Origin of the sequence: Nocardioides gansuensis, assembly GCF_003076135.1 — a bacterium.
Taxonomy (GTDB): Bacteria; Actinomycetota; Actinomycetes; order Propionibacteriales; family Nocardioidaceae; genus Nocardioides; species Nocardioides gansuensis.
Genome location: NZ_QDGZ01000013.1, coordinates 1 through 21,607, shown reverse-complemented (window position 1 = coordinate 21,607; position 21,607 = coordinate 1). Strand labels below are relative to the sequence as shown.

At 71.2% G+C, this 21,607-nt stretch carries 19 protein-coding genes; 9 read left to right on the top strand and 10 right to left on the bottom strand.

Going from position 1 to position 21,607, the window contains the following annotated elements:
- Positions 1-65: 65 nt before the first annotated feature.
- Complete coding sequence (locus DDE18_RS21225) at positions 66-776, top strand: FadR/GntR family transcriptional regulator (protein WP_165821296.1); 711 nt, start codon at positions 66-68, stop codon at positions 774-776.
- Positions 777-808: 32 nt separating this feature from the next.
- On the opposite strand, the gene DDE18_RS21220 is transcribed toward DDE18_RS21225, so the two are convergent.
- The 5 genes from DDE18_RS21220 to DDE18_RS23175 form a co-directional block, all read right to left on the bottom strand.
- Complete coding sequence (locus tag DDE18_RS21220) at positions 809-2,254, bottom strand: FAD-dependent oxidoreductase (protein ID WP_116574387.1); 1,446 nt, start codon at positions 2,252-2,254, stop codon at positions 809-811.
- Between the two features lie 96 nt (positions 2,255-2,350).
- Positions 2,351-3,712 carry a DUF4437 domain-containing protein gene (locus DDE18_RS21215; protein ID WP_116574385.1) on the bottom strand — a complete coding sequence of 454 codons (1,362 nt, stop codon included), beginning with the start codon at positions 3,710-3,712 and terminating at the stop codon, positions 2,351-2,353.
- A 4-nt stretch (positions 3,713-3,716) separates the two neighbouring features.
- Positions 3,717-4,769, bottom strand: coding sequence for a VOC family protein (locus DDE18_RS21210; protein WP_116574384.1), 1,053 nt, complete (start codon positions 4,767-4,769; stop codon positions 3,717-3,719).
- A complete protein-coding gene (locus DDE18_RS21205) occupies positions 4,766-6,229 on the bottom strand; it encodes an FAD-dependent oxidoreductase (protein ID WP_165821295.1) in 1,464 nt (487 codons plus the stop codon). The genes DDE18_RS21210 and DDE18_RS21205 overlap by 4 nt, the downstream gene beginning before the upstream one ends.
- Positions 6,226-7,059, bottom strand: coding sequence for a VOC family protein (locus DDE18_RS23175; RefSeq protein WP_165821294.1), 834 nt, complete (start codon positions 7,057-7,059; stop codon positions 6,226-6,228). The genes DDE18_RS21205 and DDE18_RS23175 overlap by 4 nt, the downstream gene beginning before the upstream one ends.
- A 160-nt stretch (positions 7,060-7,219) precedes the next feature.
- On the opposite strand from DDE18_RS23175, the gene DDE18_RS21200 reads away from it, so the two are divergent.
- A complete protein-coding gene (locus tag DDE18_RS21200; protein WP_116574381.1) occupies positions 7,220-8,605 on the top strand; it encodes an MFS transporter in 1,386 nt (461 codons plus the stop codon).
- Here DDE18_RS21200 and DDE18_RS21195 read toward each other — a convergent pair.
- Positions 8,565-9,410 (bottom strand): alpha/beta fold hydrolase, encoded by an 846-nt coding sequence (locus DDE18_RS21195; RefSeq protein WP_116574379.1) that lies wholly within the window; start codon positions 9,408-9,410, stop codon positions 8,565-8,567. The two genes, DDE18_RS21200 and DDE18_RS21195, sit on opposite strands and share 41 nt — an antisense overlap.
- Positions 9,411-9,505: 95 nt before the next feature.
- Positions 9,506-11,092, bottom strand: a complete 1,587-nt coding sequence (locus tag DDE18_RS21190; protein ID WP_116574377.1) for an ABC transporter substrate-binding protein — start codon at positions 11,090-11,092, stop codon at positions 9,506-9,508.
- 291 nt (positions 11,093-11,383) lie between these two features.
- Between DDE18_RS21190 and DDE18_RS21185 the strand changes: the two genes are divergently transcribed.
- The 7 genes from DDE18_RS21185 (at position 11,384) to DDE18_RS21155 (ending at position 18,618) form a co-directional block, all read left to right on the top strand.
- Positions 11,384-12,562: a CaiB/BaiF CoA transferase family protein gene (locus tag DDE18_RS21185; protein ID WP_245916923.1), complete on the top strand. Its 1,179-nt coding sequence runs from the start codon at positions 11,384-11,386 to the stop codon at positions 12,560-12,562.
- 61 nt (positions 12,563-12,623) lie between these two features.
- Complete coding sequence (locus tag DDE18_RS21180) at positions 12,624-13,454, top strand: cyclase family protein (RefSeq protein WP_116574373.1); 831 nt, start codon at positions 12,624-12,626, stop codon at positions 13,452-13,454.
- Complete coding sequence (locus tag DDE18_RS21175; RefSeq protein WP_116574372.1) at positions 13,451-14,932, top strand: MmgE/PrpD family protein; 1,482 nt, start codon at positions 13,451-13,453, stop codon at positions 14,930-14,932. Before DDE18_RS21180 ends, DDE18_RS21175 begins: the two co-directional genes overlap by 4 nt.
- A complete protein-coding gene (locus tag DDE18_RS21170) occupies positions 14,925-16,391 on the top strand; it encodes a dihydroorotase (RefSeq protein ID WP_116574371.1) in 1,467 nt (488 codons plus the stop codon). The genes DDE18_RS21175 and DDE18_RS21170 overlap by 8 nt, the downstream gene beginning before the upstream one ends.
- Positions 16,392-16,490: 99 nt before the next feature.
- The gene (locus DDE18_RS21165; RefSeq protein ID WP_133241300.1) at positions 16,491-17,537 is read left to right on the top strand and encodes an MDR family NADP-dependent oxidoreductase; all 1,047 of its coding nucleotides are present in this window, start codon (positions 16,491-16,493) and stop codon (positions 17,535-17,537) included.
- 231 nt (positions 17,538-17,768) lie between these two features.
- The gene (locus DDE18_RS21160) at positions 17,769-18,071 is read left to right on the top strand and encodes an oligopeptide/dipeptide ABC transporter ATP-binding protein (protein WP_116574367.1); all 303 of its coding nucleotides are present in this window, start codon (positions 17,769-17,771) and stop codon (positions 18,069-18,071) included.
- Positions 18,072-18,165: 94 nt separating this feature from the next.
- Complete coding sequence (locus DDE18_RS21155) at positions 18,166-18,618, top strand: DUF3598 family protein (RefSeq protein ID WP_116574366.1); 453 nt, start codon at positions 18,166-18,168, stop codon at positions 18,616-18,618.
- A 152-nt stretch (positions 18,619-18,770) separates the two neighbouring features.
- Here DDE18_RS21155 and DDE18_RS23170 read toward each other — a convergent pair whose 3' ends face one another.
- The 3 genes from DDE18_RS23170 to DDE18_RS23165 all read right to left on the bottom strand — a co-directional run bounded on the left by DDE18_RS23170 (position 18,771) and on the right by DDE18_RS23165 (position 21,305).
- On the bottom strand, positions 18,771-19,499 hold the full coding sequence (locus DDE18_RS23170) for a thermonuclease family protein (RefSeq protein ID WP_165821292.1): 729 nt from the start codon (positions 19,497-19,499) through the stop codon (positions 18,771-18,773).
- Between the two features lie 215 nt (positions 19,500-19,714).
- Entirely contained in the window at positions 19,715-20,236 is a 522-nt protein-coding gene (locus DDE18_RS21145) for a helix-turn-helix domain-containing protein (RefSeq protein WP_165821291.1), read from the bottom strand.
- Between the two features lie 712 nt (positions 20,237-20,948).
- Complete coding sequence (locus DDE18_RS23165; RefSeq protein ID WP_165821290.1) at positions 20,949-21,305, bottom strand: hypothetical protein; 357 nt, start codon at positions 21,303-21,305, stop codon at positions 20,949-20,951.
- Positions 21,306-21,607 lie beyond the last annotated feature (302 nt).

Genomic DNA, 21,607 nt, shown 5'->3' with positions numbered 1-21,607 from the left:
CGGCAGCGCCGGGCGGGACGGCGCCGGTGCGGCCACTACCTCCGCACCCCGGTGAGGTCGGCAGCATGCACGGGCGTCTCGTCGAGATGCTCGGCGCCGGGATCGCCCTGGGCCACGTGCACGGCACCCTGGACCCGGACCGGATCGCCCGGCACTTCTGCGTCTCCAGGTCGGTGGTCCGGGAGGCTCTCCGCACGCTCGCCGCGAAGGGCATGGTGGTCGCCCGGCAGCGGACCGGGACCAGGGTCACCGACCCGTCGCAGTGGGCCACGCTGGACGAGCAGGTCATCCGGTGGCGGGCCGCGGGCGCGGAGCGCTTCACCCAGATGCAGGACTCCCTGGACATCCGGTCACGCCTGGAGCCGCTGGCCGCCCGCCGGATGGCGGAGCGCGGCCACCCGGCCGCGATCGAGGAGCTGGTGGCGGCTGCGCGGATGATCGAGCTCGCCACCCGGACCAAGGACGGCCCCGGCATGCTGGTCGCGGACACGGCCTTCCACCGCGCCCTCTTCATGGGCTCGGGCAACGCGATGCTCGCCAAGCTCGCGGGCACGGTCCACGCCTGCCTGCGGGTGCCGGACTTCCAGCAATTCCAGCGGTTCTCCGCCGGCACCGCGCAGCGTCACCACCAGCTGGCCCAGGCAGTCGCCGCGGGCCTGCCCGACGAGGCCGAGCGGGTGGCCGCCGACGTGATCGCCATCACCGTCGAGCTCTTCACCGACGCCCACCGTCAGCTGTGCGGGCCGTCCGCTCCGACGGGCCGTCCCCCCGCCTGAGACCAGGCGGGGGGACGCTCCGAACGGGCTCGTCAGCGGTCCGCCAGCGCCTCGCCCAGGAGCCGGCCAAAGGTGAGCGCCGGGGTCATCAGCATGCCGCTGCAGAACGTGTTGCCGCACGTCGCCCCGGCGCCGATGACCTCGCCCACGGCGTAGAGGCCCGGGATGGCCCGTCCCTGCCCGTCCCGCACCGCGAAGTCGGCGCCGATGTCCAGCCCGGTGAAGGTCACCAGCGTGATCGCGTGGTTTCGCAGCGCGTAGAAGGGCGGGCACGCGATCGGTGCCGGGAGGTGCGTCCGGCCGAAATCGGGGTCCTCCCCTTCGGCCACGAACCCGTTGTAGCGCGCCACGGTCGCCTGCAGCCCGGCCGGGTCGATGCCCGCCTTGCGCGCGAGCTCCTCGAGGGTGTCCGCGGAGTGCAGGCCCGGACGCGTGTCGACGACCGCGCGCACCTGGTCGGGCTCCTTGCCGACGATCATCTGCTCCATGGTCCCGGTGGCGCGCGCCAGGGCGACGTCGTCGAAGACGGTCCAGAACGTCTGGTCGGGGATGCCTACCAGCGCCCGCTCCTTCTCGTCGATGGACTCCTCGTCCTCGCGGACCCAGCGCCGGCCGTCGCGGTCGACGTAGATCTCCCATGGCGCCCGCTCGCTGGTGAGGCGCTGCCGGTCGCTCCAGTTGGCCCGGCCCGGACTCTGTGGATCGGGCAGACCGCCGAAGGACGGCAGGTAGGTGCCCTCGCCCTGCAGCCCGGCGCCGATGGCCATGCCGAGGTACAGCCCGTCACCGGTCGAGGTGCGCGACGCGGCGGAGACCAGCGGGACCCCCTCAAGCTCCTGGAAGAGCTCCGGGTCCGCGCCGTACCCGCCGGTGGCCAGCACCACGGAACCGGCACGCACGGCCACCTCGGTTCCGCCGCGCAGCACCGAGACGCCGACCACCCGTGCGGCGTCCGAGCCGCCGGTGTCGGCCGTGAGCAGCTCGGTCACCGGCGCCTGCGTCCACAACGTGAGGTCGTGGGCCTGGGTGACCGTCCTCAGCTCGGCCTCGAGCACCTCGAGGACGGAGAGGCCCTCGTCCTTGCCGTAGTAGGTCCGCGCCTTGGTGTATGGCTCGTGGCCATAGACGATGCGCGGCGTCTCGGGGGCGAAGGCGAAGCCGCGGTCCTGCAGCCACTCGATGGTCTCCGGGGCGCGCCGCGCCACGACCTCGACCAGGTCCTCCCGGGCGGTGCCCTGGGTGATCCGGTGAATGTCGGCGAGGTGCTCTTCGGGGGAGTCCTCGATCCCGTGCTCGGCCTGTCGCCGGGTGCCGCCGGCGGCCATGTGACCACCGGTGATGTGGAGCGTCCCGCCGATCCGGGCGTCCTTCTCCACGAGCAGCACCCGGGCGCCGCCCTGGGCGGCGTGGATCGCACAGGGGATGCCAGCCGTGCCCGCACCCACCACGACGATGTCGTAGGACTCTTCGCTGATCACTCTTCGCTCCACTCGGGGTCTGGTCCTCGCGGACGGATCTCCGTCCGGGAGAGGGGAAGGTGCGCCCCGCGTCGGTGCACGCGGGGCGCACCTGGCTCACATGCCGTCGCCGTCCCAGCGACCGCGGGAGCGGCTGCGGACGGGCAGGCTGGACAGGATCGGGGCGGGGATCGGGTCCCCGGCCTTCCACGTGTGCCCGGCGCCCCAGTTGTGGGCGTCCTTGCCGGTGCGCTCCTCCGCGTGCTCGGTGTCCTGACCGCTCCAGCCCCAGTCCAGGCGGATGGACTCGCGACCCGTCTCGGCTTCCGCCTCGGACCCCTGGTCGTGCGCGTGGTCGTGCGCCTGGTCGTGCGCCTGGTCGTGCGAGTGGCCGTGGTCGTGGTCGTGGTCGTGGTCGTGGTCGTGGTCGTGGTCGTGCGAGTGACCGTCGCCGTGACCGTCGTGCCCGCCCTGGAGGTTGAAGGCGTCCAGCGCCTTGGCGATGGCGATCGCGCTCTTGTCCGGGCCGGTGCCGTGGTGCTCGGGCCGGGCGTTCTGCTGGCCCTGGTCGACCTGGAACTGCCAAGAGTTGCGCAGCATCTCCAGGTCCTTCTCGCTGCGCCACGGCTGCGCCATGTCGTGCGTGGAGTGCGCCCAGCGCACCGGCGGGTGCGGCTCCTCCTGCAGGCCCTCGGGGCCGTAGTTGACGCCCTCGCCGCCCCAGCGGACCCACTCGTTCTGGGTGTACCAGTTGGCCAGCTCGCCGTCGGAGCGCAACAGCCAGGTCGCACCGCCCTCCATCGTCGTGAAGTGGCCGTGCTTGACCCGGGCGGGACGGAAGAAGTACGTGCCCAGGTCCAGGGTGCCGAAGTTGTACTCCATGTGGCCCTGGGTCGTATAGGCCTCCTCGTAGCAGGGGTGGTGCGCCAGGCGGTGGTCGGCCCAACCCTCCTGGGCGTGCACGAGCCGGGTGTAGAAGCCGGTCTCGGGGTCGACGTGCAGGTACTTGATGAAGAGGCCGGGCATCGGGCCGGGGTTGGGCACCGCGTCCCAGTTCATCGCCTCGGAGTCGATGACGATGACGTCCTCACGAGCGACGTCCCAGCGGGTGGCGCCGGCCAGGGAGTCCACCGGGTCGAAGCCGGCGTCCCCGTACTCGCGGTAGTGCAGGATCTGGCTGCCCTCGGCGATCTTGAGGTAGTCGTTCGGCACGCCCTTGGGGGCGTAGACGTACCCGCCCTTGCCGATCTTCCGGCCGCCGTAGTCGATCTCGCCCTCGAGCACGTAGTACTCGGTGTTGGCGTGGTGGATGCCGGGACCGCGGCCCCAGTCGGTGTGGAAGTCGACGCGCAGCGAGGACGAGCCGTCCTCCTCGTCCACGGAGAGGCGCCGTTCACTGGCGCGGCCCTCGCCGCCGGGGAGCTCCGCGGCGTGCCAGACGTAGTCGTCCTCCTGGATCAGTTCGACGTGTGGTCGCACAGTCCTACCTCTTCTCTGTCGTTGCTGTTCGCTGGTCGTGTGACTGTCGTGGTGCTCGAGCGGGGTGCTGCTGGGTCATGGGTGACGTCTCGGCGTGGGGGGCGTCCTCGATGAACGTCACCGGCAGGCCGTTGGGGGTGTCGACAAACGCGACCCGGGCGCCGTCGAAGAGTGCCTGGGGCCCGGTGTGCGCCTCGCTGAGCACGGAGCCGCCGAGGTCGCGCACCCGGGCGAGGGTCTCCTCCAGGTCCCGGACGAGGAAGAGCCAGCCCGTGTGGCCGAGGTCGCGCGCCGTCCGCTGGTGCGGCCGCCGGTCGGTGCCGAGCGAGCGGTCCGCCAGCCGGGTGATCTCCAGCCGGGCGGTGGTCGGGCCAGCTAGGAAGGACAGCCGCATCTCGGAGCCCGCCGGGAGCTGGGCCATCTCGTCGAGGCCTGGGTGCGTGAAGGAGACGTCGTACCAGCTGTCCAGCCCCAGGCCGTCGGGCCCCCAGAAGGCGACCTCGGCCTCGTAGTCGGGCACGTGGCACACCACCGAGGTGAGCTCGGTGTAGTGCCGCTCCGGCTCGGCGTCCCACGCTGCGGTGCCGCGCGCGGTGGCGGGCTGGACGAAGACCACGTCGACCCCGTCGGGCGCGAGCAGGAAGGTCTGGGTCACGGAGATCAGCTTCTCCCCCAGCGGCACGGCCCACGTGGCGGGCGGCGTGCGGAAGCGCTGGCCGGCGGCAGTCAGCTCGCGGTGGCTGACCTCGATGTCGCGGGTGTACATGTTGATCGCGACGAGTCCGGTGTCCGCCTGCGAGGGGTGCTCGGGGGCCTTGCGGCCGCCGACCCGGAGCAGCACCAGACGGCCGTGCCCGGCACCGGCGGCGCGCAGCTCGACGTAGCCGACCGAGCCGACGCCGTTCCCCCACAGCCGCTCCGCGGCCTCCTGCGCGATGACGCCCTCGGCGGCCACGGACCAGCCGAGCTGGCCCACGTAGAGGTCAAGGTGGCTCGTCAGGTCGTCGACACCGACGAACGCGGCGTTGACCCCGCCGACCAGGCACTTGTCGCTCACTGCTGCTCCTCCGCTGCTCCGGCGCCCAGGGCCCGGCCGAGTAGTCGGCCGAGGGTCATGGCGGGCGTGATGCTCATGCCACCGACGTAGTTGTCGCCGGCGAAGACGTTGTTGCCGAGGACCTCGCCGACGGCGTAGAGCCCGGGGATCGGCTCCCCCTGCTGGTCCTGGACCCGCAGGTCGGTCCCGGCGCGCAGTCCGTCCCGGGACAGGATCGAGGCGGCGACCGTGGTGATCGCGTACCACGGCCCCTCCTCCAGCGCGGTGGGGAAGGTCGTGCGCCCCAGCGCGTCCACCACCTCGCCGCGCACGGCCGCGTTGTAGTCCGCCACGTTCCGGGCGAGGGCGTCGGCGGGTACGTCGAGCGCGCGGGCGAGCTCCTCCAAGGAGTCCGCGCGGGTGATCCAGGGGCTGGAGCGGCAGGACTCGGCGAAGCGCTCGGGGGTCCACTCGTCGGCCGGGTTGCGGATCAGGCTCACGGGTGCTTCGCGCACGACCGACGCGTCGAAGACGATGTGCATCAGGTTGCCCGGCTGGCGGATCAGCGCACGCTCGCGCTGCTCCGGGGACCGGGTGTCCTCGGCGACGAAGCGCTCCCCGTGCCGGTTGACCCAGATCTCGTGCGGGGTCCGGTAGGCCGGCGCCATCTCCACGAAGGCCTGGCGGTAGTCCACGGCGTGCTGCGGACGGTCGGGGTCGGGGATCATCCCCATCACGGGGAGGAAGATGCCGTCGGCGGAGACGGCCGCGCCGACCTCCTCGGCGGCGACCAGTCCGTCTCCCGTGGCGTGGTCCAGGCAGCCCACGAGCACGTCCGCGCAGTGCTCGGGCATGAAGCGGTTGCGCAGCCCGATGTTCGCGTCGTAGCCGCCGGTGGCCAGCACGACCGCGTCGCCACGCAGCTCACGGGAGCCCTCGGGGTCTTCGACGGCGACGCCCACGACCGCGTCGGCCTCCCGCACCAGGCCGCGCAGGCGGGTGGAGAGGTGCAGCACCACGCGCCCCGCCTGCACCTGCTCCTCCACCAGCGGCAGCAGCACCTGCAGGACCGAGTGGCCCTGTTCGACGCCCCAATAGGTGCGCGGCACGTCGTAGACCTCGTGGCCGTGGATTAGTCCGGGGCAGTCGGGATGGAACTGGAAGCCGAGAGACTCCAGCCAGTCGACCGTCTCGCCCTGGCGCAGGACCGACATCCGCGCGAGCCCGGGATCGACCCGGTCGTGGGAGATGCGTCGCACCTCGTCCCAGTGACGCTCCGGGGAGTCCTCGATGCCGCGCTCGGCCTGACGGCGGCTGCCCGCTCCGGAGAACTCGCCGTTGGCGATGCGCAGCATCCCGCCCATCGTCGACTGCTTCTCCACCAGGTGCACCGTCGCCCCCTGGCTCGCCGCCTCCAGCGCCACGCAGAGACCGGCACCGCCGGCGCCCACGACGACGACCGTGGGTCGGCCGACACTCACCGGGCCGCCTCGGCGACGAGCTCGAGGACCACACCGGCGGGGCCGCGCAGGGCGCCGTCGGGCAGGCTCTCCGCGCCAGCCGCCAGCAGGGCGTCTCGGGTCGCGGCCACGTCGTCGCAGGCGAAGCGAAGCCGCTGGATCCCCACGGGGTCCTGGCTGCGATCGGTGGCGTCCACACCGGTGAATGACATGATCTCGAACCGTGCGGGCTGGTGGTCGGGGCCGCTCAAGAAGGCCAGGCGGAGCACGGCACCGGTGGGCATCCCGACGAGCCGCTCGAAGTCCGCCCCGGCCATCTGCCCGTCAAAGACCGTGTCGAGCCCACCGGCGGCGAAGAAGGCGACCGCGGCGTCGTGGTCCTCGACCACGATCACAGCGCTGTGCAGCTCGGAGTGCAGCCGTTCGGGCTCGGCCTCGTAGGCCGCGCTCGGCCGGTGGCCTCCTGGGACGGCCCGCGGGATCGTCCACCAGACGCTGTCCAGCCCGTAGCCGACCATCTCGGTCATCGTCGCGGCCCCGTAGGGATAGCTGACCCGTGGGAGCGCGAGGCCGCCGGCGGCCTCGATGGCCTGCGCCGTGGCCTCCAGGTCGTGGCTGTAGAGGCCGAAGAGCCGCGGGCCCGGGTCCCACACCCGCGCACTGTCGGTAGCTGCACTGCCCGCGGCCGGCACCAGCCGGAGGCGTCCGGCGGGAGCGTCGGCCGCTGCCAGCAGGATCTCCTCGCCGTCCCGCTCGACCACCGCGAAGCCCAGCGCTTCGCAGTGGAAGCGGACGGCACGGTCGACGTCGGCGCAACCGACCACTGCTTCGCGGATGTACAGCAGGCCCATCGACTCTCCTTCTTGCGGACGTCCCTGGATCTCATCCCAGTCGTCACCATGGCTCCACTCGTTCCATACGGCGGAACACTGTTTCTACTATAGTGCGGCCCTCGTCCTCCGTCAACGATGTTCCCACCGCCGTTTCGCATAGCGTAATGTCGTTCCACAAATGAGACCAACGGAGGCAGGACCGCCGGGCGCCGGGGCGCCGTTCCCCCCTTTCGTGGTCGCCGTGATCTGTGCCCTCGGGGTCGGATGCGTCATGTTCGACCAGACCTCGCTCGTCGTCGCGGCACCCACGATCACCGACGAGTTCGGGGCCGGCATCAGCGGGCTGCAGTGGCTCACCGCCATGTTCCCGCTGGTCGCTGCCAGCACCATGCCGCTCAGCGGGCTGCTGGGCCGACGGTGGGGCGCCCGCACCACGCTGCGCTTGGGCCTGGGCATCCTGGTGATCGGCGGACTCCTCGCCGCCTCTGCGCCCTCCATGGAGATCCTGCTCGCCACCCGCGTCATCCAGGGTGCCGGGGCCGCCCTGGTCCTGCCGAACGCGGCGACGCTGCTCGGCGGCAACGTCACCGACCCCCGGCAGCGCACCCGCAGCATCGGCCCCTGGATGACCGCCAGCTCCAGCGCCCTGCTGCTCGGCCCGCTGACCAGCGGGCTCATCGCCGAGCACCTCGGCTGGCGGATGACCTTCCTGGCAAACATCCCCTTCGCCCTGCTGGCCGTCGTGCTGCTGCGACGGCTGCACAACACCCCACGCCAGCGCGCCGGCCGGGTCGACGTCGCCGGACTGCTGCTCGCCAGCGCCACCCTGGCGCTGCTCGCCTGGAGCCTGATCACCAGTGGCCGCGGCGGCGCCGACTGGGCCCTGGTCGCCGGCGGCTTCGCCCTGGCCACGCTGCTCGCCGCCGTCTTTGCGATCGTTGAGCGGCACGCGCGGGACCCGCTGCTGGACGTGGAGCTCTTCGGCAACAGTCGCGTCCGGATGATCCTGGTCGCCAGCTTCGCCTACAACGCCGCGATCAACGGCACCGCGATCCTGATCTCGGTCTTCTTCCAGGGCCACCGAGGCTTCAGCGCCACCGCGGTCGGCTTCTTCATCCTGGTGGCCAACTCCGGGATGCCGCTGGCCGGGGCCATCGTCAACGCCGTCCGGCCCTGGCTGGACAACCTCCAGCTGATGACCGCCGGGCTCGCCACCCTGACCCTCGCCTTCGTGGCGCTGGGTCTCGGCAGCCACCTGCACCCGGCACTGCTCTTCCTGCCGCTGCTGGGCATCGGGCTGGGCGCCGGGGTCCTCTACTTCGTGGACACCAACGTGGTCCTGGAGCAGGTGCGGGGGCCAGAGGCGGCGAGCGCCATGGCCGCCCTCTCCCTGATGCGGCAGATCGGCAGCGTGCTCGGGATCGCGGCCATGGCCTCGGTGGGCCAGCTCGCGGTGTCCGCCGGGCTGGCCAGCACTGGCGCGCCCATCGCCTTCCTGGTCTCCGGGGCGATGGTGGGAGCGATCACGCTGGAGGCTGCGCGTCGTCTCCGGGCGCGTCGCTGACGGCCTGGGCCGAGTGCTCGCGCACCATGTCGGCGACCTCCCGGGTGCGGGTCACCATCATCTGGTGGCCCCACCCGGGCAGGTGTAGGAAGCGCCCCCGGTGTACCAGCGGCCGTGCGCGCAGCGTCGGCACCTCGAGGTCGTCCTCGGGGCACAGCAGTAGGACCGGCTGGGCGACCCGCGGCAGCATCTCCGCGTGCTGGTAGTCGAAGGCCGCGAGGTAGCCCCAGTGGGCGTGCTCCCCGCCGCGCTGCTGCTCGGCGAACTCGCGCTGCACCAGGGAGAGCGGCGTCCCCGGCGGTGACCAGCGGACGAGCTCGGCGAACTGCTCCACGAGGTGCGACCCGTCGGGCCGGGGCGTGCGCGGGGTGGCGAGGGCGGCTCGCTGACGGGCGAGCTCCTCGGCGGTGTAGACGGGCGCGGAGACCAGGACCAGTGAGCGCACCCGGTCGGGCTGGGTCAGGGCGAGCTCGACCGCGATCTTGCTGCCGGTGTGGTAGCCCAGGACGTCCACCTCGTCGAGACCGAAGTGGTCGAGCACGGCCACCATGGAGCGGGCGAGGTCGGGGATGGTGGCCGGACGGTCAGGGGCGTCGGAGGCGCCGAAACCGGGGGTGTCCGGGGCCACCGCGAACCGATCCTGGCCTACCTCGGCCAGCAACTCCGTGTACATCCGGCCGGAGCCGGGCGAGAGGTGCAGGCACAGCAGCGGCCGGACCCCCTGCTCCGGAGTCCCTGCGTGCCGGACGTGCAGCTGCCCGTGGGGCCCCGGCAGGTAGGCCTTCACCACCGGTGCGTGTGACACGGTCGTTCCTCCTCGTGATCGGGACTCAGGGGCCTCGGACGCGCGGACGGGGGTGCCGGGCGGATCACGCCCGGCACCCCCGTCTCACGTGCGGGTCACTCCAGGTTGCGCAGCGTGTTCAGCCAAAGCAGCGAGGAGGGCTGGTAGTCCTCACCCAGCTGGTCCGACCAGCCCTGGGCGCCCTGCGAGACCACCAGCTGGATGTTGCCCTGGGTCTCCAGGTCGCGCTCCTGCACGGCGTGCCACGCCTCCTCTTGGGCCTCCTCGGTCTCGGCCGTCATCGCGGTGTCCAGGAGCCGGTCCATCTCATCGTCGGCGAACTTGGCGAAGTTGTTGGCCGCCTTGGAGTTCAGGCCGCCGTTGACGTAGTCCGGGGCGAAGCCCGTCGACGTCGAGGCGGGGCTGTCGAAGAGGATCAGGTCGAACTCGCCGGTGACGAGCGCCTCGTAGAAACCGGCGACCTCCTGGGACTCCACCGAGACGTCGAGGCCGAGCTCCTTCAGGTTGGCCTGGAGGATCGTGGCCGCGCTGGTGACCTGTGCATCCTTGACCGCGATGATCTTGAAGGTGCGGTCCAGGTCGACGCCGGAGGCCTCCAGGTGCTCCCGGGCCTTCTCGAGGTTGGGCTCCTCGCCGAAGAAGAGGCCCAGCTCCTCGTCGTGGAAGAGGGTGCCGTAGGTCAGGTAGGTGCTGTTGGGCCGGCCCGCGCCGCCGTACACCTGGTCGACGATGCGCTGCCGGTCGACGGCGTGAGCGATCGCCAGCCGGAAGTCGACGTTGGAGGTGGGTCGGTCCCCGTTCATCGACGCGTAGGCAAAGAGCCGCGAGATCTGGCCCTCGATCACCTCGGCGTTGGCACCGCGACGCGTGACCAGGTCGATCTGGTCGACCGGGAGGTCGGGAACGATGTGGGTCTGGCCGTCAGCCAGCCGGGCGATCCGGGACGCGTCCTCGGGGACGACCTTCAGTGTGATCGTCTCGAAGGCGTAGGGATCGCCGTAGTAGTCCTCGAAGCGCGCCAGCTCGATCGAGTCGCCGCGCTTGAGCGCCTGGAGGGTGTAGGGACCGCTGCCGTTCTCGGTGGTCGCGTAGGTCTCGTTGGGGGCGTAGTCGTCCTCGTCGGAGAGGATCGGCAGCATCGCCAGCTTGCTCTCCAGGTAGGCGTAGGGCTCGGAGAGCTGCAACTCGACGGTCAGCTCGTCGACCGCAGTGGCGGACTCGACGTAGGCCAGGCCGGAGAGCCAGACAGCGCCGTTCTCCGGATCCTTGGCCTCGGTGACGGTGTGCACCACGTCGTCGGCGGTCAGCGGGGTGCCGTCGTGGAACGTGATGCCCTCACGCAGCGGGATGGTCCAGGTCAGCCGGTCCTTGCTGGCCTCGGGCATCTCCGCCGCCAGGTCCGGACTGAGCGACCCGTCCTCGTTCCACTGCAGCAGGCTGCTGTACACGAGCCGGTAGTAGCGCTGGGCCTCCGCGGTGTTGCGGTAGAAGGGGTCCAGGGAGTCGGGCTCGTTGGTCACGTCGACCACGAGATCCGTCACCTGGTTCTCCTCCGGGCCGGACGCCTCTCCCGAGTCGCCGCCCCCGCCGCCGCACGCGGCCAGCACGCCCAGACTGGTGGCGAGCGCGACCGCGGCGCCCAGACGGCGGGTGCGGGCCGCACCTGGCTGGTTCAGCTTCATGAGAACTCCATTCTCGCTTCCCCCGATGATTAAGGACCTGTTGCTCCGCACCCGAGAGCGTCGGCGTTCCGCAGAGAGAAACACTGTGCCGACAGGTGTAATGAAAGCCCACCACTCTCGACCGGTCAAGGGGTTGGGCCAGAACGGTTCGCGGACCCCCGCCACCCAGGCACCACCGTCCCCAACGGGGCCATTCGCGCTCTGGCGCGGAACGGCGGCATCGGATACATTGCCATTGTCGGAATGATGTTTCACTCATCGGAACAGGGGACGATTATGAACGACGGGCCGATGTCGGGACTCCGGGTCATCGACGTCTCGACCATCCTCGCCGGCCCGCTGGCCTGCCAGATCCTCGGCGACTTCGGCGCCGAGGTCATCAAGATCGAGCACCCCACCAAGGCCGACGGCATGCGTGGCCATGGGCCCGCCGTCGAGGGCGTCCCGCTGTGGTGGAAGGAGATCTCGCGCAACAAGCAGACAGTCGGCCTGAGCCTCTCCGACCCCGACGGCGCCGCCCTCTTCCTCCAACTGGCGGCAACCGCCGACGTGGTCGTCGAGAACTTCCGGCCCGGCACGCTCGAGCGTTGGGGCGTGGGCCCTGAGGAGCTGCACGCCGTCAACCCCAGCCTGGTGCTCGTCCGGATCACGGGATTCGGCCAGACCGGCCCCTATGCCTCGCGCGCCGGGTTCGGCACGCTGGCAGAGTCGATGAGCGGCTTCGCCCACCTCACCGGCCAGGCCGACGGCCCGCCAACCCTGCCCGCCTTCGGCTTGGCCGACTCCATCTGCGGTATCGCCGCGTCCTCCGCGGTCGCCATGGCCCTGCTCGCACGCGAGAAGGACGGCCGCGGCCAGGTCGTCGACCTCGACCTGCTCTCCCCCATCATGACCGCGGTGGGCCCAGGCCCCACCGTCTATCAGCAGACCGGGGTCGTCGGCACCCGCCACGGCAACCGGTCCACCAACAACGCGCCACGCAACACCTACCGCACCAGCGACGGCCACTGGGTGGCCATCTCCACCAGCGCCCAGCCCATCGCCGAACGCGTGATGCGACTGGTCGGCCACCCCGAGGTGATCGACGAGCGATGGTTCGCCGCCGGCAGCACCCGCGCCGAGCACGCGGACGACCTCGACGAGATGGTCGGCAGCTGGATCCTCGCGCGCACGCGGGAGGAGGTGGTGGACGCCTTCACCGAGGCCGGCGCCGCGATCGCGCCGATCTACTCCGCGAAGGAGATCGTGGAGGACGCCCACATCCGCGAGACCCGGATGCTCACCGAGGTCGACGATGAGGACCTCGGCCCGCTCCTGCAGCACAACGTCCTGTGGCGGATGTCCGGGACCCCGGGCGGCATCCGGTTCACCGGCCGGTCCCACGGCGCCGACACCGACGACGTCCTCGGCCGCCTAGGCGTCACCCACGAACGACTGGCCGAGCTGCGCGAGCGCTCGGTGATCCGTTGACCGGCTGCCGAGCCCGCTGACCGAGCAGCCGCCGAAACTACCGAAGACGACGAGAGAGACGATGAGCGACCCGACTACCGCGCAACTCCTGGCCAGCGCCGCCCAGGGACTACGGATCTTCGACCTGGGCCGGACCCTCACCGTGGGGATGCCGCAATCCCCCAACCACCCCGCCTACTGGCACGCGCTGCCGCGCCGACACGGTGACATGGTCCGCTCCGACGGCGCGTCCGCGGCCAACGACATCATCTCGATGGGCACCCACGTCGGCACCCACGTGGACGCCCTGGCCCACGTCTCCCAGGACGGCCGGCTGCACGGGGACGTCGACGCCGCCGAGGCGCAGGCCGGCGGCAAGTTCGTCGAGCACGGCGCGCACACCATCGAGCCGCTGGTCTGCCGCGGTGTGCTGCTGGACGTCCCGGCAACACTGGGCGTGTCCCGGCTCGAGCCGGGCCAGGAGATCACGGTGGCCGACCTGGAGGCGACCCTCGCCCACCAGGGCACCGAGCTGGGCGAGGGCGACGTCGCCCTGATCCGCTCCGGATGGGGCCAGCACTTCGACGCCGGCGACGGCGACACCTTCCGCGGTCTGAGCACGGGCGTCCCCGGGGTCTCCACTGCCGGGGCCATCTTCCTCGCCGACCGCGGCGTCCGCGCCACCGGTGCGGACACCATCGCCTACGAGCAGCTCGCGCCGGGCGCCGGCCACGGCCTGCTGCCCGCCCATCGCGTCCTCCTCGTGGAGCGAGGCATCTACATCATCGAGGCGATGGACCTCGAGGAGCTCGCCGCGGCCGGTGTCAAGGAGTTCCTCTTCGTGCTCTCCTCGCTGAAGTTCTTCGGCGCCACCGGGTCCCCGGTGCGTCCCCTGGCGGTGGTCGGCCGATGATCGACGGTCCCGCCGACCTGCGCGGCAACCCCACCGGCGACCCGGCCGGCGGCCCGACACTGGCCCAGCAGCTCGCCCGCTTCGCCGCCTCGGCCGCCACCGACGGCGTTCCCGACGACGTCGCCCGGTCCGTCGCCCAGCGGACCCTGGACGTCCTGGGCCTCTGCGTCGCGGCGCACCGCCTTCCCACCAGCACCGCGGCCATCGGGTACGTGTTGGACCAGGGCGGTCACGAGCAGGCCAGCATCGTCGGCGCCGCGCGCCGCGTGACGGCCACGCAGGCGGCGTTCGCCAACGGCGTGCTCGCGCACTCGCTCGACTACGACGACACGCACCTCCCCTCCGTCCTCCATCCCAGCGCCTCGGTCGTACCCGCCGCTCTCGCCGCCGCCGAGCACGCCGGCGCGTCCGGGGAGCTCACGGTCCGCGCCATCGCCGCCGGCCTGGAGGTCGCGGTCAGGCTCGGCATGGCCGGCTACGACTCCGGCCTCGGCAACTCAGTCTTCTTCGAGCACGGCCAGCACGCCACGTCGATCACCGGGGCCATGGGGTCTGCTGTGGCGGCCGGTCTCGCCTACGGGCTGGACGAGGACGGCCTGGTGCACGCGCTGGGCCTGACCGCCTCACTGGCCTCCGGCATCCTCGAGTGCAACCGCACCGGCGGCACGGTCAAGCGGTTGCACTGCGGCACCGCCGCCCAGGCCGGCGTCTCCGCCGCCCAGCTCGTGCGGCGGGGCTTCACCGGTCCGCCCACCGTGCTGGAGGGGCGCTTCGGGTTCTTCGAGGCGTGGCTGCACGGGCAGTACTTCCCCGAGGCGATCACCGCCGGTCTCGGCGAGGAGTGGTCGGTCCCCGGCATCTTCTTCAAGCCCTACCCGGCCAACCACTTCACGCACACGTCGGTGGACGCAGGCAGGGCGCTGGCCGCACGAGGGGTCCGCCCGGAGGAGGTCGCGCGGATCGTCTTGGGCGTCCCCGGCGCGGTGATCCGCACGATCGGCGAGCCGATCGAGGTCAAGCGCGCGCCGCAGACGGGCTACCAGGCGCAGTTCTCCGGCCCGTACGCGGTGGTCGCCGGCCTGCTGGGGGGCGGCGGCCTAGGCACCGGGCTGGATGACTACACCGACGAGCTCGCGCAGGACCCGGCGCGCCGGGAGCTGATGGCCAAGGTGGAGGTCGTCGCCGACCCGCGGTGCGACGAGATCTACCCTTTCCAGTTCCCAGCCCGGGTGAGCGTGACCACCACGTCGGGCGCGGAGCTCCTCGAGGAGGTGCTCACCAACCGTGGCGGACCCGACCGACCGCTGTCCGACGACGAGCTGACCACAAAGTTCCGCGACAACGTCGCCGGCCGGTTGTCCGGCGCGGTCGCCGACGCCGTGCGCGAGGAGATCCTGGCGCTGTGCCTGACGACCGACGTGACCTCCGTGCTCAAGCCACTGACCACCTTCATCGACCAAGGAGACCACCATGAGTGACTTCGACCTGCTCCTCACCAACGTCCGTGCGGTTCTGCCAGGACAGGAGGAGCCGCAGGCCCTCGACGTCGCCGTCAAGCACGGCCGGTTCGCCCTCATCGAGGCGGGGATCTCCCCCGACCGGGCTGACCAGGTGGTCGACGGCGGCGGCAAGGTCGCCTTCCCCGGCGTGGTCGACGCCCACCAGCACTGGGGCATCTACAACCCACTCGCCGAGGACGTCCGCACTGAGTCACGCGCCAGCGCCCAGGGGGGTGTCACCACGTCCCTGTCCTACATGCGCACGGGTCAGTACTACCTGAACAAGGGCGGCCCCTACGCCGACTTCCTCCCCGAGGTCCTGAAGCTCACCGACGGCAACGCAGCCATCGACTACGCCTACCACCTGGCGCCGATGAGCAAGGAGCACATCGAGGAGATCCCCGCCCTGGTCAAGGAGCACGGGATCACCTCGTTCAAGATCTTCATGTTCTACGGTAGTCACGGGCTGCACGGCCGCAGCACCGACCAATCGTCCTTCCTGATGACCCCCGAGGGCGAGCGGTACGACTACGCCCACTTTGAGTTCGTGATGCGTGGCATCCAACGTGCTCGCCAAGAGAACCCGGAGATCGCCGACAAGATCTCGCTCTCGCTGCATTGCGAGACCGCGGAGATCATGGCGGCCTACACCAAGATGGTCGAGGAGGACGGGTCGCTGACCGGCCTCCCGGCGTACTCCGCGTCCCGGCCGCCGCACTCGGAGGGGCTGGCCGTCACCATCGCCTCCTACCTGGCGCACGAAACCCAGCTCCCCACGATCAACCTGCTCCACCTGACCTCCCGCAAGGCGGTGGAGGCGGCGCTCACCATGGCGGCCGCCTTCCCGCACATCGACTTCCGGCGCGAGGTCACGGTCGGCCACCTGCTGGCGGACTGCGACAGCGCGCACGGCGTCGGCGGCAAGGTGAACCCGCCGCTGCGGCCGCGCGAGGACGTCGAGGCGCTGTGGGACTTCGTCCTGGACGGAAAGATCGACTGGGTGGTCTCCGACCACGCCTGCTGCCGGGAGGAGCTGAAGTTCGGCACGCCGAAGGACGACGTCTTCCTGGCCAAGTCGGGCTTCGGTGGCGCCGAGTACCTGCTGGCCGGCATGGTCACCGAGGGCGGCCGGCGCGGCCTGCCCTACGGCCGGATCGCCGAGCTCACCGCGACCAACCCGGCGGAGCGCTACGGCCTCGGTGCCACCAAGGGCTCGCTCGAGGTGGGCAAGGACGCCGACCTGGCGCTGGTGGACACCGCCCACGACTGGACGGTCCGGGCCGAGGAATCCCTCTCCACCCAGGAGTACACCCCGTTCGAGGGAGCGGAACTGACCGCGAAGGTCACCGACACCTTCCTCCGTGGCCACCGGATCATGGCCGACGGAGTCGTCACCGCGGAGACCCACGGCCGATTCCTGGCCAGGCCGACCGCCTGATCCACCCTCCCAGCAACCGGGCCGGCGCTCCCTCCCATCGTGCCGGCCCGGTTGCGCCTTTTCCGGCTCCACTTCGACCCCCCGCCCCGAGGAGACACCGTGCCCGCGTCCGACACTTCGTCCCACCCGACCCTCACATCCGCCCCGGAGACGGTCAGCGCCGTCACCCTGGCCCGACGTCCCAGCGGCGTGCCGCAGGTGGACGACTTCGAGCTGCGCACCCTGGACCGGGAGCCACTGGCCCCCGGTCGGGTCCGGGTGCGGGTCCGCGACCTGTCGCTGGACCCCTACCTCATCTCGCTGCTCGGCGAGGGCCACATGGGGGACAGCGCGCTGCCCCTGGGCGCCGTCGTCCCGGGCCGCGCCGTGGCCGAGGTCGTGGAGGTCGCTGGCTCCATCGCCCTCGCGGTGGGCGACCTGGTGGTCGCGGAGACCGGCTGGCGGAGCGAGGCGGTGCTGGACGCCGCCGCGGTGACCCCCGTCGAGGCGCCCGAGGACCTTCCCGCGTCGGCGGCGCTGGGCGTGCTCGGCATGCCCGGCCTCACGGCGTACGCCGCCCACGTGCGGCACCTGCGACCCAAGGTCGGGGACACCGTGGTCGTGAGTGCCGCCACGGGCGGGGTTGGCTCGCTGGCCGGCGCACTGGCCCGACTGGCGGGGGCACGGACAGTCGCCGTCGTAGGGAGCCGGGAGAAGGCACGGGTCGCCGTGGAGGAGGTCGGCTACGACGAGGCCGTGGTGCGCACCGAGGACGACTGGGTCGAGCAGCTGCGGGCCGCGTGTCCGGCACGGGTCGACGGCTACCTCCACATGGCCGACCAGGCCACCCTCGACGGCGTGCTCGAGCAGCTGGCGATCGGGGCGCGGGTGTCGCTGGTCGGGGTGATCGACCAGACCCTAGGGGCACCCCCCACCCGGCTGCGGGCAGGCGCCGTGATGGGTGCCCGGGCGACGGTTCACGGCATGGTCGTCTACGACCACCACGACCTCGCCGCCGAGCACCGCACGCGGGTGGCCGCGCTGCTGCGCGCGGGGCAGGTGACGCTGCGCGAGCACCGCTTCGAGGGCCTGGAGCAGGCCGCCCGCGCCTTCCACACGCTGATGACCGGGGCGAACGTCGGCAAGGTCGTCGTCGGGGTGTCCTGACCGGGAGCTCCGCGCGATGCCCTCGCAGGCCACCGCACGGCCTCTCCTCTGGCCAGTTGGCCGTCCTTTTGTCTGACTTTCTTCCCCAGGGCCCTTCCTGCTCCTAGGGTTTGCGAAACTACGTTACACAAGGCGGAACATGCGAGGAGGGGCCGGTGCTCAGCTATACCCTGCGACGCCTCGGCGGTGCCGCCCTAGGGCTGCTGCTCGCCCTCCACCCTGGCCCTGCTGATGCTGCACGCCGCCCCTGGCCGTCCGGAGACCGCCTACCTGGGCAACAACCCCACACCCGACAAGCGCGCCGCCGTGACGGACCAGCTGGCGCTCGACCGACCGCTGTGCTCCACCCGCCCCGAGTACATGTACACCCGCGCCCAGCTCGCGGCCGCCCCCGCCGAGTTAGTCATCGGGTGTCTGCACGTGGACGGCCTGACCGGCGAGATGCCGTCAGCGATCAACGCGCCGTCGGGGTGCCGCTTCCATACCCGGTGCCCGGTCGCGACGAGCGCGTGTGTCGACCGGACCCCGCCCTGATCGGCTGGCCCAACGACCGTGTCGTCGCCTGCCTGCGCACCGACAAGCTCGCCGGCGACAGCGCCGGCAGACCGCCTATTGAGAGGAGACAGTCATGAATGCCTGGGAGAAGGAGTTCCCGATCCTTGACCGCCACTTGGGCGAGTGGGAGGGCGAGTACGTCCACCTCGACCCCGAGGGCAACGAGATCGACCGCCACGTCTCGCACCTGCGGATGTGGGTGCCGGAGGACGGCTACTGCGACCTCAAGCAGGTCAACACCTACACCTGGTCCGACGGCCGGCAGGAGGCCGTCGAGTTCCCCGGCGTGCTGAAGGGACGTGACGTGCTCTTCGAGACGGACCGGATCACCGGTCACATGCACCAGACCGACGAGCAGACGATCCTGCTCACCTGGACCTATAAGGAGCTCCTGAAGCCGGGCAACTACCTCTACGAGATGATCCAGCTGAGCAAGGACGGCCAGCAGAAGGTTCGCACCTGGCACTGGATGGAGGCTGACCGGCTGGTGCGCCGGACCGTCATCCGTGAGCACAAGGTCGGCTGAGGTGCCGGCTGACGCGACCGAGGATCCGGCTCCGGATCGCTATGTCACCACGCCGCTGGCAAGAGGAGACCTCGACGCTGGCGATGACGCAGTCCCGCATCCACCCCGCCGCCGGTGCCCCGGAGATGGCGGACAACCTGCGAGTCAGGCACTCAGTGCCAGCACTCGCTCCACAGGCTGCGGCCCTGCGCCTTCGCCTGGCGCTCGACGCGACGGTAGTCCGCAGTTCGACGGAAGGGGTCGTTGTTATAGACGTAGACCTGGGCGTGGCCGGTGAAGACCTGGGCCCGACCGACGTCGCGGCCCTTCCGCTCGACGTAGCGCAGGAGCCTGTCGTAGCGGTCCCGGTCTGCCTGGCTGGGGTCGGAGAAGAGGACCACGCTGGACCCCACTGGTGCCCACCTGTGCATGCTGTCGGTGGCCTTGACCGCTCCGCACTCCCGCTGGCCGTACTTCTCGGGAGTGTCGATCCCGATAAGCCGGACATCGCGGATCCCGACGCCCCGGATGCGGACCTTGAGGGTGTCACCGTCGGTCACCTTGACGACGTTGCCGACGTTCCGCTTGACCACTGCCTGGCCGCCGGACCCCCCGGCGCTGCCGCTCCCACCGGTGCTGTCGCCGCCCGTGGACGGCGGGGGCTGCTGGCCACCGCCGGTCGAGCAGGGGCAGGGGTTGGACTCGCAGGCGATGCCGTCGCCCTCGGAGTCGAGGCGGTGTGGGTCGCCGGGCCCGGCGGCGTTGAAGAAGGCCTGGGCGGCGGCCTGGGTGGCGAAGTCGCCGCAGTCGCGGTCGACCAAGGCCTGGGCCGGGGTGGTGGTAGTCAGGAGTGCCGCCATGATGGCGAAGAGGGCGGCAACGGTGCCGAGTGCGCGCTTCAAGAGATCCCCCGAGCGGTGAAGTAGTTGGCACCGTGGACGCTATGAGGCTCGCCGGGGTCCTGTCCTCGAAATCGAAGAACCCATCGAGCACGTCACTCGGAGTTCGGCTGCTTTCCCCCCAGGGCGACTCTCGACGTGGCGGAGGAGCCCGACCAGGCGCCGGCGGGTCACGTCGGCACCTGCGGCTGGTCAGCTGACTCGAAGTACCTGGTTGGCTAGTCGCTGGTGTCAGCCCTGGCGTGGAACGCTGCGGCCGCGGAGGCCCGCTCGACGTCGACGCGGCGTAGCCACCAGCGTCGGCCGCGGCGGGTGGCGGGAAGCCGCTCGTTGTTGATGCGTTGTCGCACGGCGTTGGGGGTCACGCCGAGCACGAGGGCTGCCGTGGTGACGTCGAGCCACACCTCGCCGTCGTCCGGTGGTGTGGTGCGCTCGAGATGTTCCTGCTCTCGGGACGCTCGGGCTTGGGCGGCCTTGTCGAGCTGCGTGGCGTAGTGGTGGGTCGCGGCCTCCACCGAGGCTCGGGACAGCGAGGCGGCGCGGTTCACCTGCCGCTGATGGAGGTGGCCCTGTTCGATCAGCTGCGCGATCGCGTGGCGGGTGCAGCCGATCAGGTCGGCGGCCTCCCGCCAGGACATCCATTGCCGGCGTTCCTCACGCACGCGTTGGACCGAGGCCTCGGTGACCCACAGTTGGACGCCGTAGTGCGCTTCAAGGGCGTCTGACGCGAGGCGCTGCACGGTGGTCGGGGTAACCCCGAGGATCTCGGCGGCTTGCCTTGTCGTGAGCCAGACCTGACCCTCGGGCGGCGTGGCTCGCCACTTCCCCGCACCGGCGCCGGTCCGCGGAGCCGATTTCGAGGCCCGCTCTGCGCGTCGACGCTCAACCTCGGCCCGTTGCTGTGCGCGCTCAATCCGCCGCCTCTCGCGGCGATCGTGGACTCCGCGGTACCACTGGGCCCACTCGAGAACTGAGGCGTGGTCCAGGGTGGGCTGGCTGCCGTGCCGGGCTCGCCGCGTGATGCGGTCGACGCGGACTGCGTGCTCGATGGTGGGCACCGGGATGCCAGTGAGCTGGGAAGCGTCGTGCCAAGAAATCCAGTCGGCGCTACTACTCCCCCGCCCGGCGTTCCCCGAGACCGACATGTACGCAATCCTGCACCTATTTCCCGGATGTTGCTCGCCTCCCTCCACAGGGACGGCGAGCGTGGGTGGCGGCGCCGCAGAATGGCCCTGATCCACTGGGTGACCTAGCGAGAGGCGCGCCACAGGACCGTGACCGCCGCAGCGAAGATGGCCTGGCCAGCACGCCGCCCAGACCAGCCCGCCCACGGGGTCATGGTGCCCTTCCAGCTGACGAGGCCATATAGGTCCGGGCACCGCCGCAGGCCCGCCTCCCTGCGTCGCCAACGGTGGACCCGCTCCACCGGCCGAGCACCGCACTGGCCACAACTCAGCGCTCTTCCGCCGCGCCAGCCGGCGCCGGGTTCTCGGCGGCGGCCCTCGCCTGCCGGAGCCGCCGTACCGTCGACTGGTCGAGTCCGGTCAGCTTCAACACGTCCGCCGCGGAAAGACGCTCCGCCAGAAGCCGCTCTACGGCGGCCGCGGCCGCAGCCTCCGCCGAGGCAACCGCCCGTTCGGCGTCGGCTCGAGCCTCCCAGGCGAGCTCGACGTCGACGGTCGCCTCGTCGATGCTCTTCTCCCGGGCCAGACGGTCGGGGTCCAGCTGTAGCCGGCGGTCGCGGACCGCCTTCAGCCTGGCCTCCCGCGCCCGGTCCCGCCCCGCCTGCGCCTGTGCCGCCGTGCTCACCGGTGACCACCACCTTCTTGACCGATGCCGCGGCACATCGCCGCGTCTGCTTCACAAGCCAGAAGCAACACCGACCGCCCACTCATCGGACGCCCAGCGCCCAACCATCCCGACGCCTTCTCCGATGCCAATGCCGCGCACAGCCCATCCACCGCCCCGCGACCCCATCACCAGCCTCGCACCTCATGCATTCACGGACACTGTGGTTACGTCCGCACGAAAGCGGACGGACCGCGTCACCATCGGGAAGGCTCAACCTCATGCTGCCCACCACCGCTTCAACCGGTGGTGAGGCTTGGACA

What these genes read in the sequence shown, in the direction of transcription:
- DDE18_RS21200 (WP_116574381.1), top strand. Translation starts at nt 7,220, where the DNA reads ATGAGACCAACGGAGGCAGGACCGCCGGGCGCCGGGGCGCCGTTCCCC.
- DDE18_RS21175 (WP_116574372.1), top strand. Translation starts at nt 13,451, where the DNA reads ATGATCGACGGTCCCGCCGACCTGCGCGGCAACCCCACCGGCGACCCG.
- DDE18_RS21185 (WP_245916923.1), top strand. Translation starts at nt 11,384, where the DNA reads ATGTCGGGACTCCGGGTCATCGACGTCTCGACCATCCTCGCCGGCCCG.
- DDE18_RS21225 (WP_165821296.1), top strand. Translation starts at nt 66, where the DNA reads ATGCACGGGCGTCTCGTCGAGATGCTCGGCGCCGGGATCGCCCTGGGC.
- DDE18_RS21190 (WP_116574377.1), bottom strand. Translation starts at nt 11,092, where the DNA reads ATGAAGCTGAACCAGCCAGGTGCGGCCCGCACCCGCCGTCTGGGCGCC.
- DDE18_RS21155 (WP_116574366.1), top strand. Translation starts at nt 18,166, where the DNA reads ATGAATGCCTGGGAGAAGGAGTTCCCGATCCTTGACCGCCACTTGGGC.
- DDE18_RS21160 (WP_116574367.1), top strand. Translation starts at nt 17,769, where the DNA reads ATGCTGCACGCCGCCCCTGGCCGTCCGGAGACCGCCTACCTGGGCAAC.
- DDE18_RS23175 (WP_165821294.1), bottom strand. Translation starts at nt 7,059, where the DNA reads ATGGGCCTGCTGTACATCCGCGAAGCAGTGGTCGGTTGCGCCGACGTC.
- DDE18_RS21170 (WP_116574371.1), top strand. Translation starts at nt 14,925, where the DNA reads ATGAGTGACTTCGACCTGCTCCTCACCAACGTCCGTGCGGTTCTGCCA.
- DDE18_RS21180 (WP_116574373.1), top strand. Translation starts at nt 12,624, where the DNA reads ATGAGCGACCCGACTACCGCGCAACTCCTGGCCAGCGCCGCCCAGGGA.